13 protein-coding genes are annotated in these 12,862 nt (G+C 70.9%); 1 reads left to right on the top strand and 12 read right to left on the bottom strand.

The annotated features are described in order from the left end of the window. Window positions 1-38: 38 nt before the first annotated feature. The 6 genes from IRZ18_05455 to icd all read right to left on the bottom strand — a co-directional run bounded on the left by IRZ18_05455 (window position 39) and on the right by icd (window position 7,568). On the bottom strand, window positions 39-1,154 hold the full coding sequence (locus tag IRZ18_05455) for a hypothetical protein (protein ID MBX5476551.1): 1,116 nt from the start codon (window positions 1,152-1,154) through the stop codon (window positions 39-41). 110 nt (window positions 1,155-1,264) lie between these two features. After that, the gene (spo0A, locus tag IRZ18_05460; GenBank protein MBX5476552.1) at window positions 1,265-2,041 is read right to left on the bottom strand and encodes a sporulation transcription factor Spo0A; all 777 of its coding nucleotides are present in this window, start codon (window positions 2,039-2,041) and stop codon (window positions 1,265-1,267) included. Window positions 2,042-2,203: 162 nt separating this feature from the next. Continuing rightward, on the bottom strand, window positions 2,204-3,526 hold the full coding sequence (gene spoIVB / locus IRZ18_05465; GenBank protein ID MBX5476553.1) for a SpoIVB peptidase: 1,323 nt from the start codon (window positions 3,524-3,526) through the stop codon (window positions 2,204-2,206). Between the two features lie 166 nt (window positions 3,527-3,692). After that, window positions 3,693-5,414, bottom strand: a complete 1,722-nt coding sequence (gene recN / locus IRZ18_05470; protein ID MBX5476554.1) for a DNA repair protein RecN — start codon at window positions 5,412-5,414, stop codon at window positions 3,693-3,695. Further along, window positions 5,411-6,259: an NAD(+)/NADH kinase gene (locus IRZ18_05475; GenBank protein ID MBX5476555.1), complete on the bottom strand. Its 849-nt coding sequence runs from the start codon at window positions 6,257-6,259 to the stop codon at window positions 5,411-5,413. The genes recN and IRZ18_05475 overlap by 4 nt, the downstream gene beginning before the upstream one ends. 64 nt (window positions 6,260-6,323) lie before the next feature. Next, window positions 6,324-7,568 carry an isocitrate dehydrogenase (NADP(+)) gene (gene icd, locus IRZ18_05480; GenBank protein ID MBX5476556.1) on the bottom strand — a complete coding sequence of 415 codons (1,245 nt, stop codon included), beginning with the start codon at window positions 7,566-7,568 and terminating at the stop codon, window positions 6,324-6,326. A gap of 116 nt (window positions 7,569-7,684) precedes the next feature. Here icd and IRZ18_05485 point away from each other — a divergent pair, with 116 nt between their 5' ends. Further along, complete coding sequence (locus IRZ18_05485; GenBank protein ID MBX5476557.1) at window positions 7,685-8,911, top strand: beta-aspartyl-peptidase; 1,227 nt, start codon at window positions 7,685-7,687, stop codon at window positions 8,909-8,911. Between the two features lie 18 nt (window positions 8,912-8,929). On the opposite strand, the gene IRZ18_05490 is transcribed toward IRZ18_05485, so the two are convergent. The 6 genes from IRZ18_05490 to IRZ18_05515 form a co-directional block, all read right to left on the bottom strand. Then, window positions 8,930-9,337 carry a hypothetical protein gene (locus tag IRZ18_05490; protein ID MBX5476558.1) on the bottom strand — a complete coding sequence of 136 codons (408 nt, stop codon included), beginning with the start codon at window positions 9,335-9,337 and terminating at the stop codon, window positions 8,930-8,932. A 19-nt stretch (window positions 9,338-9,356) separates the two neighbouring features. After that, window positions 9,357-9,833: a phenylacetate-CoA oxygenase subunit PaaJ gene (gene paaJ / locus IRZ18_05495; protein MBX5476559.1), complete on the bottom strand. Its 477-nt coding sequence runs from the start codon at window positions 9,831-9,833 to the stop codon at window positions 9,357-9,359. Between the two features lie 52 nt (window positions 9,834-9,885). Further along, window positions 9,886-10,677, bottom strand: coding sequence for a phenylacetate-CoA oxygenase subunit PaaC (gene paaC, locus IRZ18_05500; protein MBX5476560.1), 792 nt, complete (start codon window positions 10,675-10,677; stop codon window positions 9,886-9,888). Continuing rightward, on the bottom strand, window positions 10,674-11,030 hold the full coding sequence (locus IRZ18_05505; protein MBX5476561.1) for a phenylacetic acid degradation protein PaaB: 357 nt from the start codon (window positions 11,028-11,030) through the stop codon (window positions 10,674-10,676). The genes paaC and IRZ18_05505 overlap by 4 nt, the downstream gene beginning before the upstream one ends. Before the next feature lie 24 nt (window positions 11,031-11,054). Further along, window positions 11,055-11,993: a 1,2-phenylacetyl-CoA epoxidase subunit A gene (gene paaA / locus IRZ18_05510; GenBank protein MBX5476562.1), complete on the bottom strand. Its 939-nt coding sequence runs from the start codon at window positions 11,991-11,993 to the stop codon at window positions 11,055-11,057. A gap of 68 nt (window positions 11,994-12,061) precedes the next feature. Next, complete coding sequence (locus IRZ18_05515) at window positions 12,062-12,748, bottom strand: TetR family transcriptional regulator (GenBank protein ID MBX5476563.1); 687 nt, start codon at window positions 12,746-12,748, stop codon at window positions 12,062-12,064. Window positions 12,749-12,862 lie beyond the last annotated feature (114 nt).

Here is a 12,862-nt window from a genome sequence, read left to right on the forward strand (position 1 = left end):
GTCAGCGTCGCCAGGTACCAGCGGAAGTCCAGCATCGGTCACCAACCCAGAGTCATGCGCAGTTCCAGCCACCACAGGCGAGCGATGAGGCGCGTGACCGGAAGCGTCGCGAAGATGGCGCCGATGGGCAGCACGGCGGCGGCGACCAGGTACCCCACGTAAAACGGCCGGCGGCCGCCGCGGTACAACCGGCTGACGCCCTTGGCGTCGATCAGCGCGTGGCCGATGAGCAGCCGCGTCAGGAACGTGCTCGCCATGCCCGGGCGCCCCTTTTCGAGAAAGTCCACGATGTTCGTATGCGCGCCGACGGCGACGATGGGGCGGGCGCCGCCCTGGTAGGCGAGGAGCAGCGCGAGGTCCTCGCTGGTGCCGGCCGCGGGAACGCTGTGCGCGCGGAGACCGAGGGCGTTCACGCGCGAGGAGCCGGGTGCGCGCCCGTCCGGGTACGCGTGCACGATGACGTCCCGCGCGCGGCGCAGGGCGAGGTCGGACACGCTGTCCATGTCGCCGACGATCACGTCCGGTCGGAAACCCTGTTGCAGGATCGCGTCCGCGCCGCCGTCGACGCCGATGAGCGCCGGCTTCGTGTCGAGAAGGAACGGCCGGAGCGCGGCGAGGTCTTCCTTGTAGGCGTGGCCCCGCACGACGACGACGGCCGGCCGGCCCTCCAGGCGCGTGGCGAGGCGGGGCAAGGCGAGCGGTTGAAGCACCAGCGCCTGTTCCCTGCGGGCGTGGTCGATAGTGTTGGCCAGGAACGAAGCGATCTCCGCCCGCAGGTGGTCATGCGCCCGGCGCCAGCGCTCCTCCAGCTCGGCCGACGGGACCTCGCGCCCGCGCCACTCGCGACCCCCGGCGCGCACGATCGCTCCGTCGATCTCCACCAGGACCCCGTCCGGCAGATCCAGGACCGAAGGGTCCACCGCTTCGACCAGCGCCACGCCGGCGGCCGCGAGCAGTCGCGCTCCCCCCGCCGGATACCGTCCCGAGAGAAACGTGTCCGCGTTTACCACGGCGCGCACCCCGCGGTCCAGCAGCGAGCGAGCGGCCACCTCGTCGAGGTCGCGGTGGTCAATGATCGCGACGTCGCCGCGTCGCAAGCGCTCGGCCAGCCACTTCGTGCGCCGCCCGACCCTCGCGGGTCCCGCCGCGTGCACGGCTCCACACCCCCGGCTTAGTGTGGACGCCGGTCTGCGGCCCGATTCCCAAGAACGCGAAGGGACCGCGCGGTGGCGCGGTCCCGGGGACTCGGGCAGGGGAACGGGCGTTAGACGTGGTCCTCCAGGCGAAGCCGATCCGCCAACATGGCGATGAACTCGGAGTTGGTCGGCTTGCCGCGGTCCGAGCTGACGGTGTGGCCGAAGAGCGACTGGATCGCCTCGAAGTTGCCGCGGCTCCACGCCACCTCGATGGCGTGCCGGATGGCGCGCTCCACGCGGCTGGGCGTCGTGCCGTTCCGTTTCGCGATGGTCGGGTACAGCTCTTTCGTGATCGCGCTCAACAGATCGATGCGCTCCGTCACCATCGCGATCGCTTCACGAAGGTAACGGTATCCCTTGATGTGCGCCGGGATGCCGATCTCGTGCAGCACGTCGGTGATGCGCCGGTCGACGTTGCGCGCGGGCGCCGACGGCCCTGGCGCCGGCTGCTGGCGGACGACCTCGCGGATGCGGTTCGCAAGCGTGGCGAGATCGAACGGCTTCAAGATGTAGTAGTCCGCGCCCAGGGCCACGGCCCGCTGCGTGATGTGTTCCTGGCCGAACGCCGTCAACATGATCACCTTGGGACGCTGGTCGCCCATCTGACGGCTGAGGCGCTCCAGGACGCCGATGCCGTCGAGGTGCGGCATGATGATGTCGAGGACGAGAACGTCCGGCCGCTGGCGCACCAGCTCCAGCACCTCCCGGCCGTTCTGGGCGATGCCGATCACTTCAAAGTCGGGCTGTTCGGCCATGTAGCTGCGCAGCATGTGGCAGAACTCGCGGTTGTCGTCCCCGATGAGGATCCGGATCGGATCGTTTTTCGGCAAGGCGATCGCGGGCATGCGCCACTCCCTCTCGACCGGAAACTCTGGCAGATGCAACCAAGGCAGTTGCAATTATGGACCAAAATTTGGACAGGTAGGGACGCATCCCTGTTCGGTGCGCCCGAGAATCGAACGACGAATTCCGACGCCAACATTCGTCAAAAACGCGAGGCTCCGGGATCATGATCCCGGAGCCGCCGCGGACGGTGTCGACATGAGGCCGGCTTTCTCCGCCATCCAGAGCGCCAGAACGCCGTAGCCGCGCGTCGGATCGTTGACGAACACGTGGGTGACGGCGCCGACAAGTTTCCCGTCCTGAAGGATCGGGCTGCCCGACATCCCCTGCACGATCCCGCCGGCCTCCCTCAGGAGGCGCGGGTCTGTCACGTGCAGGATCAGGCCCTTGCTGGCCGGGCGGTCCTGGGTGATGACGCGTTCGATTTCCACGTCGAACGTGTCCACCTTCTGCCCGTGCAACACGGTGCGGATCACCGCCGCGCCCGGGTGCACTTCCTGCGGAAGCGCCACGGGCACCGCCGCGCCGCCGCCGTCAGGCACGCGCGACAACCTGCCGAAGACGCCGACCTCCGTGTTCTTCTCCAGGATTCCCAGCGGTCGCCGGCGTCCGACGAACACCGCGAGCTTCTCGCCGGGCGCGCCCACGGCGCCCCGATCGATGTCGCTCACGATCGCCTCCACGATCTGGCCGTCGTGGATCGCATAGGCGTCGCCCGTGCGGGTGTCGCTGATCACGTGGCCGAGCGCCGCGAACCGGCGCGACTGCGGATCGTAGAAGGTCATGGTGCCGACGCCCGACGCGCCGTCGCGAATCCACACGCCGACCAGGTACCGGCCGGCGCGCACGTCCCACACGGGTTGCACGGCGTACGTGCGCAGCTGGCCGTCACGACGGACGGTGATCGCGATGGCGCGACCTGTCCGGGCCGCGGCGTCGATCTTGCGCGCGGCGTCCTCTTTGTCGGTCACCGCCTGACCGCCGACGGAGACGATCACGTCGCCGACGCGGATTCCGGCCTCCTGCGCCGGGTGGCGCACGCGCCCGTCGCGGTCGCGTAGGCCGGCTTCGTCGACGACGACGACGCCGTCGCTATGCAGCACGATGCCGATGGCTTGGCCGCCCGGCACCACGGTGACGGTCGGCCGCACGTCCACGGTCACCGTGCGCAGCGGCAGCCAGCCCAAGAGGGCCAGCTGGACGCGGGTGACGCCCACCGCGCGAGCGTTCAGCCGCAGGACGTCGTGACGCAGGGCCCGCCATTCCGTGCCCAGCGGCGCTCCGTCGACCTCGAGCCCGCTCGGCCGGTCGCCGCGGATGGCCAGCCAACCCCGCTGCCAGGCCAGGTCCAGCGCGGTCTGGCTGCCCTTGGTCAACTGCAGCTGATCGGGCAGGCGCTCGAGGGTCTGGTATGGCGGCGTGAAGCCGACGACCAGCACCGCGATCGCAAGGACGAGTCCGACCCAGCGGCGAACGCGTGGATTCAATTGTCATCACGCTCCCGGACTGGATTGGGCCGCTTGCCTCACCTCCTTCTGGTCCGAAAGGCGCGAAATGCATGAAAAAACGCCTTGCCGGACCGTGACTAGGCGTAACGTGCCCGGAACAAGGCGTGTGTATCCTGGAGACGTCGCGCGCGGCTGCCAATCAGGCCTATTCCACGTTTTGTAAAAGCTCCTCGGCGTGGCGCAACGCCGCCGGCGAATCGTCGCCCGACAACATCCGCGCGATTTCGCGCGCGCGGTCCGCGCCGCGCACGGCCGTCACGGCGACCGCCGTACGCGAGCGCCGCACGCGCTTGCGGATGGCGACGTGATGGTGCGCGCGCGCGGCGATTTGCGCCAAATGCGTGATGCAGAGAACCTGGCGATGGCGTCCGAGCGAGGCGAGGCGTTGCCCCACGGCCTGCGCCGTCCGGCCGCCCACACCGGCGTCGATCTCGTCGAACACGACGACGGGCACGTCGAGCGCCGACGCGGCGCTCGCGCAGAGCGCCAGCATGATCCGCGACAGCTCGCCCCCGGAGGCGACGGCGCGCAGCGGACGCGGCTCGTCGCCCGGATTGGCCGCGAGGCGGAATTCGACGTCGTCCGCGCCGGTCGCGTCGGCGTCCGGCTCGCGGCCGTCCGCCCCGTCCTTCCAGCGCGGGCGGACGTCCACCACGAACGCGGCATCCGGGAAAGCGAGCGCGGCGAGCTCGCGGCTGACGCTCTCTTGAAGCCGGCCCGCGGCCTCGCGGCGGATGCGGGACAGCTCCCGGCACGCGGAGGCGAGCTCGGCCCGCGCGGCCGCCTCTTCCGCGTCGAGCGCCTTGGCCCGCTCGTCGTCCCGCGCCCGCGAGTCCAGCGCCGCGGCCACCTGGTTGCGGTAGGCAAGGATGTCCTCGATGGTCTCGCCGTACTTGCGCTTCAACCGGCTGATCAGATCCCAGCGCTCTTCGATCTGCGCCAGCTCTTCGGGCTCGAACTGCAGGCTGTCGCGGTAGTGGCGGAGCTCGCGTGCGGCCTCTCTCAACATGGTCGCCGCGTCGTCCAGCATGGCGCGGACGTTGTCGAGACGGTCGTCGATCGACGCCGCATGGCGCACCGCTTCCGCGACGGCGCTGACGGCGTCCGCGACGGCGCCGCCGGGGACAGCGCCCTCCGCCAACCGTTGATATGCGCTCGCCGCGACCTCGAACAGGCGTTGCGCGTGCTGCAGGATGCGCCGGCGCGCGGCGAGTTCCTCCTCCTCGCCCGGCCGCAGCCGTGCCGCGTCGATTTCGCTCAGCTGGAAGCGGAGCAGGTCCTCTTCCCTCGCGCGTTCACGCGGGTCGCCCGCCAGGCGGGCGCGCTCCGCGAGGATCTCCCGCCAGCGATGAAACGCGTCGCGCACGCGCCGCCGGGTCTGCTGCGCCTCCTCGCCGGCGAAGCTGTCGAGCAGATCCCGCTGGCGCGCGGGCGAAAAGAGGTGCTGGTGCTCGTGCTGGCCGTGGATTTCGACCCACTGGCTGCCGATGTCGCGCAGAAGCCGCGCGGTGGCGAGCCGGCCGTTCACGTGCGCGAGGTGCCGGCCGCTGGCGGACAGCGTCCGCCCCAGCACGACGATGCCGTCGCCGGTCTCGTAAAGGCCCTCGGCCTGAAGCTGCTCCACGACGGGATGGTCTTCGCGCCGCACCTCGAAGACGGCTTCCACGCGCGCCTCCTCGGCGCCCTGGCGGATCTGCTCCACCGCGGCGCGCCCGCCCAGCGCGACGCTGAGGGCGTCGATCAGGATCGACTTGCCGGCGCCCGTCTCGCCCGTGAGGACGTTGAATCCGTCGGAAAAGGGCACGCGCACTTCGTCGACGATGGCGAAGTCGCGCACGCGAAGTTCCCGCAGGACGATGCCGCTCATGCCCGCGCTCCCTCCGCCCACTTGCGGCGCAGGACGGAATAGAAGTTCCAGCCCGGCGAGCGCAGCAGCCGGACGCGCGGCTCGACGATCGCGACCTCGACCGTCTGGCCGGTCTCCAGCGAACGGGAATCCTGGCCGTCCAGCGTGAGCACGACGTCCCGCGCCGGCCCCGCCAGGCGGATCCGGATGCGCCGTTCCGCCGGCACCACGATCGGGCGCGATCCGAAGGAGTACGCGCAGATCGGCGTGACGACCAGCGCCTTCAGGCTCGGATCGAGCACGGGCCCGCCGGCGGCGAGGGAGTACGCCGTCGACCCCGTGGGCGTCGCCACGATGAGCCCGTCGGCGAGGTACGTGGAGACCGGGTCGTCGTCCGCGAACACCTCAAGCTGCAAGAGGCGGGAGAAGGGCACGCGGCTGATGACGGCGTCGTTGAAGGCGAGGCGTGGCGGCCGCTCGTCCTGCCCCAGAATGCGCGCGCCGAGGAGGCTGCGCTCGTCGATGAGGTAGCGGCCCGCAAGGAAATCGGGCAGGCGTTCGAACAGCTCCGTGGCCTCGAGTTCCGTCAGGAAGCCGAGGTGGCCGAAGTTGACGCCCAGGAGCGGCACGCCGTGCGGCGTCAGCTGGCGAGCCGCCTGAAGCAGGGTGCCGTCCCCGCCGAGCACCACGGCGAACGACGCGTCCCCCCAGCGCGCGGGGTCCGCCGCAGCCGCGCCGGGGACGACGCTCGCGAGCTCGGGCGTGGTCAAGGGCTCCACCTGCCGTTCCCGCAGCCATGAAGCCAGCCGGCCCGCCACCTCGATGGCGCGCGGCTTGTCCGCATTGACCAGCACCGCGACCCGCACGTCAGCCCTCCTCACGACCGCGATTTCACGACGTTCGCGCCGCGATCCGCGAATCCCTTGCCGCCTACACGGTCAGGTTCGCGATCACGGCGTCGGCGAACTCGCTGGTCCTGACTTCCTTCGCGTTCTCCATCAGCCGGGCGAAGTCGTAGGTGACGACCCGTTGGGAGATCGTGCGCTCCATGGCGCGCACGATGGCGTCGGCCGCCTCGTTCCAGCCGAGGTATTCGAGCATCATGACGCCGGAGAGGATGACCGAGCCTGGGTTGACCTTGTCCTGCCCGGCGTATTTCGGCGCGGTGCCGTGCGTCGCCTCGAAGACGGCGTACCCGTCGCCGACGTTCGCGCCCGGCGCGATGCCGATGCCGCCGACCTGCGCCGCCGCTGCGTCCGACAGGTAGTCGCCGTTCAGGTTCGGCGAGGCGAGGACGCTATAGTCCTCTGGCCGCAGCAGCAGCTTCTGGAACATGGCGTCGCAGATCTCGTCCTTGATGAGGATCTTGCCCTCCGGCACCCGGCCGCCGTGCTCCTTCTGGACCTCGTCCCACGAGACGGTGACGTCGCCGAACTCCTCCCGCGCGACCTCGTAGCCCCAGTTGCGGAAGGCGCCTTCCGTGTACTTCATGATGTTGCCCTTGTGGACGAGGGTGACGCTCGGACGCTTGTGCTCGATGGCGTACTCGATGGCCTTGCGCACCAGGCGCTTGGAGCCGAACTCGCTGATGGGCTTGATGCCGATGCCGCTGTCCGGTCGAACGCCGCGCCCGAACTCCTGGGCGAGGAAGTCGATGACCTTGCGCGCCTCCTCGGAACGCGCCGGCCATTCGATCCCCGCGTAGATGTCCTCGGTGTTCTCGCGGAAGATGACGATGTCCAGCTTCTCCGGATGGCGCACCGGCGACGGCACGCCCTCGAACCAGCGCACGGGCCGGATGCAGGCGTACAGGTCCAGCTCCTGCCGCAGCGTGACGTTGAGGCTGCGGATGCCGCCTCCCACGGGCGTCGTCAGCGGCCCCTTGATGGCCACCCGATACGTCTTGATCGCCTCAAGCGTGGCGTCCGGCAGCCAGTCGCCCGTGAGGTTGTGCGCCTTCTCGCCCGCGAGCACCTCCATCCAGGCGATGCGCCGCTTTCCCTGATACGCCTTCTCGACGGCGGCGTCGAACACGCGGACGGACGCCCGCCAGATGTCCGGGCCCGTGCCGTCGCCTTCGATGAACGGGATGATCGGCCGGTCGGGCACGTGCAGCCGCCCGTTTTCGTAACGGATCGGCTGACCGTCCGCCGGAGGGTTGAAAACCGCGCCCACTTCCTGGACCTCCTGGGAAAAGGTTGGGCGGACAGGCTGCGTCCGCCGGGACCCATTGTACCGCAGGCGCAAGCGCGCAGGGGGCGGCGGGCATACTTGGCGACGGAGGGACGCGGGTGACGCAAGCGAAGGAAGGCGCGGCGCTCTGGGTCCGCGGCGCCGAGGTCTACGCGCCGGAACCCCTCGGTCGCAAGGATGTGCTGGCGGTGCACGGGCGCATCACGGCCATCGCCGACCGCCTGCCGACGCCCCCCGCCTGGCTGCCCGGGGAGGAGATCGACGGCCGCGGCCTGCGTCTTGCGCCCGGCCTGATCGACGGCCACGTGCACATCCTGGGCGGCGGGGGCGAGGGCGGGCCCACGACGAGAGCGCCCGAGGTGACGGTCGAGGCGCTCGTCACCGGCGGGATCACGACGATCGTCGGCCTCCTGGGCTTCGACAGCGTCACGCGCTCCGTGATCTCGCTGCTGGCGAAGGCGCGCGCCCTGCAGGAGGAAGGCGTGTCCGCGTGGATCTACACCGGCTCCTACCAGGTGCCCCCGCGCACGGTCACGGGCGACGTTGAAACCGACATCGTGCTGATCCGCGAGGTCGTCGGTGTCGGCGAGATCGCCATCGCCGACCAGCGCGCGTCGCAGGCGGACCTTGGCGAGATCGTCCGGCTCGCGGCGCGGGCGCGCATCGGCGGCTTCCTCGCGAACAAGTCCGGCCGGGTTCACCTGCACGTGGGCGACGGTCCGGCCGGCCTGGAGCCGTTGGTCGAGGCCGTCGCGCGGACGGACCTGCCCCTCTCCCAGTTCTACCCGACGCACGTGAACCGCCAGCCGCGCCTGCTGGAGCAGGCCGCGGAACTCGCCCGCCAGGGCGTGCCCGTCGACGTGACGGCGTCCGCCACGCCGGAGCTCGACGCCCCCGACGCCGTCCCGCCGGACGAGGCGGTGCGCCGGCTGCTGGACAGCGGCGTCGACCCGGGACTCGTCACGATGAGTTCCGACGGCAACGGCAGCCTGCCGGCCTTCGACGAGCACGGCGACCTCGTGTCGGTGGAGGTCGGATCGGTCCACATCCTCTGGGAAAAGCTGCGGCGCACGGTGACGCGCGCGGGGGTGCCACTGGAGACGGCGCTGCGGCTCGCGACCGAGAATGTCGCGCAAATCCTCAAGCTGCCGGGCAAGGGGCGCGTGGCGCCGGGCATGGACGCCGACTTCATCCTGCTGGACGACGATCTTCGCCTGCGCGCCGTCATCGCCGGCGGCCGCGTCGCGGCCAGGGACGGCAAACCGCTTCTGCACGGCCCCTTCGAGGCCAGGGCGCGCGCCGGCGCCCGGCGTCCATCCAACTGAGGCTTCCCACGACGGCGGTCAACGGTCCGTGGTTTCCGTCCGGCGAAGCATCCGCTCACGCAGGTCCGCCCGCGGCCACACGGCCTGGTACACCGTGCCGCGGCCGACCGGCCCGTGCTCGCAGCTCGCCTCGACTTCGCAGACGAGCTTGCGCCCGTCGCATTCCGTCGCGCGGGCGCGGACCACGACGTGCGAGCCGACCGGCGCCGGGCCGAGATGGCGCACGTTCACGCCGATGCCGGCCCCTTCCTCGTCGGGCTCAAGGTGCGGCTCCAACACGCGCCGCGCGGCGAATTCCATGTAGTGGACGAGCCACCAGGTCGCCAGCACGGGGTGGATGACGCGGCCCTCGAACGCGGCTTCCATGCCGGGACGGACGTCGAACTCGACGACGGCCTCCTCGCCGGGGAGGATCGGTGAGCGCAAGTCCGGGCCTCTCTCTCCGTCAGACTTCCTTCATCTTCTCGAACGGGTTGCGGCAGGCCCGGCAATAGTAGATCGTGCGGCAGCGCGTCGGGCCGAAGTCGCTCTCGAGAACCGTCGCCGTCGAGCCGCAGTACGGGCAGGCCACGTTCTGCGCGGGCCGCGCCGCGGCGGGGCCTTCGCGCCGGGGCGGGGCGATGCCGAACGCCTGCAGGGCGGCTCTCCCCCGTTCCGTGACGCGGTCGCTGGACCAGGCCGGGCTCAGGAGGTAGCGCACGTCGACGCGCTCCACGTGTGGGATCGTCCCCACCGCCCGTTCCACGGCCTCCCGGATCACGTCCAGGGCCGGGCAGCCCGTGAAGGTGGGGAGCAGGTCGACCTCGACGCGGCCGCCTTGGCAGCGCACCGACTCCACGAGCCCCAGGTCCACGATGGAGACCGTCGGGATCTCCGGATCGCACACCGTCCCCAGGGCGTCCCACACGTCGTCCACACGCACATCGCCCGCAGGCATCGCCAAGGCCGGCACCCCCTTCGCGCAAGCTGCGGCGTCACCAGGCCGCCTGAGGGTCGCTCCGGTACACTTCTCCGAGCGCGCCGAGCAGGCGGTCGAGGTCCTCCGTGTGCGCGCCCTCGCGGCCGCCCAGCGCCTCCGGCCGCGGCGCCTCCCCGCCGGCGACGGCCAGCAGCGACGCCGCGCCGGGCACGCGCTCCGCCAGCCCGAAGGGCGCGAGCTCCTCGCGCGCGCGTTCCGCCCAGGCGCTCGCGAGGCCGGCCGCGCCGCCCGGGAAGAATCCCGCCTCGGTGGCGGCGCGGTCGAGCGCGGTCATTTCGAACAGGCCGGGGACGTCCGCGAGCACCGCTTCGAGCGCCGTCTCGAATCGCGACCGCGCTTCCCCCTCCGCGCCGGCCAGCCGCGCCACCCACGCGCGGCCGTGCATCAGGTGGTAGCGCTCCTCGCGGCGAAGCCGGTCGACGACCTGCGCCAGCTCGCGGCAGCTCGACGCGGCGAGCGCGTCGAGGCGGAGGTCGTCGAACAGGTCGTACAGGAAGTGGCGGACGACGGTGTAGGCCCAGTCGCCGTTCGGCCGCTCCAGGAGGCGCGCGTTCCGGAACTCCGGCGCGTCCCGAAGGAACGCCAGGCGATCCGGATCGTCGCCGCCCAGGTCCTTCAGCAGGTTGAAGAAGACGGAGGCGTGGCTGATCTCGTCCTGGGCGATGGAGGCCATCGCCACGTCCTCCTCGATGAACGGCGCGAACGCCGTCCATTCCGAGTCGCGGTGGCCCAGGACGAGCTCGTCGTCGGCGAGGCACAGCAGCAAGTGCCGAAGCGCGGCGTTCACGCGCGAACCTCCTCGTGGGCGTCATGCTCGTCGGACGGCGACTCCTCGTCCGGCAGCGCCGCGCCGTCGCCGAGCGCCGCGCGCAGCCTCCGCCACTTCTCCACGGTGACCCGGTAGCCCTCGCCCAGACGGTACCGGCGGTCGGTGCTCGGGTGCAGGTATGGCGCCTCGTCGGCCGTCGTCCGGCGGATGGCGTCGCGATCGACGACCCACAGGCTCACGTATTCCCCACGCCGGGTGAAGCACTCCTTCGCGAGGACGTAGGCGAGCTCGCGGTCGCCCGCAAGGAGGCTGCCCACGTGCTGGTGGGGCTCGCCGCTCCGCTTCTGCCCAAAGACTTCGTAGACGCGCAGCATGGCGCGCACCCCCTCCACGACTTAGGCGGCCGGCACGGCGCGGCTCAGCGCGGCGCGCACCCAGCGGCCCTGCTCGTGGCTGAGGCGGCGCAGCTGCAGGCGCTGCTTCGTGAGTGGGCCGTCGCCCTTGACGACGCGCCAGAATTCGTCCCAGTCGGGATCGCTGTAGTGCCAGCGTCCGGTTTCGGGATCCTGGCGCAGTTCCGGGTCCGGGATGACGAGCCCCATGCCGCGGATCTTCGGCACGTACCGGCTGAGGAAGGCCTGGCGCAGTTCCTCGTTCGTCTTGAGCCGGATCCGCCAGCGCATGGCCCGCTCCACGTTCGGGGACATCTCGTCCGGCGGCCCGAAGAAGTGCAATAGCGGGCGCCACCAGCGCTCGAGCGCCTCCTGCAGCATCGCGCGTTGCGCGCGCGTGCCGCCCGCCAGCGTCAGGACGATGTCCTCCCCGTGCTTGAGGTGGACCGCCTCTTCGGCGCAGATCCGCTTGAGGATGCGCGCATAAGGCGCGTAGCTGGTGTCAAGGAGCGCGCCTTGAGTGACGAGCGCCGCACCGTCGACGAGCCAGGCGATGATGCCGACGTCCGCCCACGTGGGGGCCGGGTAGGAGAACACGTTGTGGAACTTGGCGCGCCCGTCGACCAGGTCCTGGATGAAGTCCTCCCGCGTGAGCCCGTACGGCCGCGCAAGATCCTCGGCCACGCGGTAGATCAGTTGCGCGTGGCCGATCTCGTCCTGAACCTTGGCCAGCACGGCGAGCTTCCGGTGCAGCGTGGGCGCGCGGGTGATCCACTCCCCTTCAGGCAGCGCGCCCATGATCTCGGAGTTGGCGTGCGTCAGAATCAGCCGGAGGCATTGCTTCCGGTACTCTTCCGGCATCCAATCGTCGGCCTCGATCTTCTCCCCGGCCGCGATCCGCGCCTCAAAGGCCTGGACACGCTCATCCACCCGGTCCGCCATGGTCCCCCTCCTCGAATTGGGTCTGCGACGACTCGTCGCCTCGTGCTCCTTGACTCGCGCCGCGCGCCTCACGCGCCCGGCGGCTCCGCAGGCGGCGCCGGACGGCTTCCGCCTGCCCCAAGCCCGTTCAGGGCCAGGGTCGCGAACTGGTCCGCGATCTCCTCCGCGGACGACGGGCCGTCCGGACGGTACCACTGATACAGCCAGTTCGCCGACGACAACAGCCAGATCGCGGCCAGCTTCGCGTCCACCGGGCGGAACTCGCCCGACGCGACGCCCTCCTCGACGATGCGCCGCCAGAGCCCCTCGTAGGCGTCGCGGCGCGCGAGGACATCGGCCCGCCGCTCGGGTCCGAGGAAGCGCCACTCGTGGAAGAAGACGGTCGCCGCGTCCAGGCGCCGGGCAATGACGCCGACGTGCGCGCGGTACGCCGCGCGCAGCTTTTCCGCCGCCGGGGCGGGCCGCTCCACGACCGGGCGCAGGGCCTCGAGGAACGCGTCTGCGCCCTCGCGCACGATCTCGTAGAGCAGTTCCTCCTTGCTGTCGATGTGCGCGTAGAGGCTGCCTCGCTGCACGCCGAGGGCCTCGCCGAGGTCCTGCATCGACGTGGCGTGGTATCCCTTCCGGCTGAACAGCCGCCGGGCGGCCGAGACGACGTCGGCCCTGCGATCGCGCGTGGCGGCCGGCAACGGTCTCACCCTAACGAACGTTTGGTTGAAACCATCATACGGCAGGCGGTGCCCCGCCGCAACCATCGATCACCCTTGCGGGGTCGCCGGCGAGGCCAAGCGCGCATGCGCTTCCTCGACCACGCTTCGGACACGGTGGGCCCATGACTCCTGGGAAGGGGATGAATGAACCGTTGAAGG

It is taken from the genome of Clostridia bacterium (assembly GCA_019683875.1).
Taxonomy (GTDB): domain Bacteria; phylum Bacillota; class Sulfobacillia; order RBS10-35; family Bu92; genus Bu92.

What these genes read in the sequence shown, in the direction of transcription:
- paaA (MBX5476562.1), bottom strand. Translation starts at nt 11,993, where the DNA reads ATGGCGGACCGGGTGGATGAGCGTGTCCAGGCCTTTGAGGCGCGGATC.
- spo0A (MBX5476552.1), bottom strand. Translation starts at nt 2,041, where the DNA reads ATGCCCGCGATCGCCTTGCCGAAAAACGATCCGATCCGGATCCTCATC.
- IRZ18_05515 (MBX5476563.1), bottom strand. Translation starts at nt 12,748, where the DNA reads ATGGTTGCGGCGGGGCACCGCCTGCCGTATGATGGTTTCAACCAAACG.
- recN (MBX5476554.1), bottom strand. Translation starts at nt 5,414, where the DNA reads ATGAGCGGCATCGTCCTGCGGGAACTTCGCGTGCGCGACTTCGCCATC.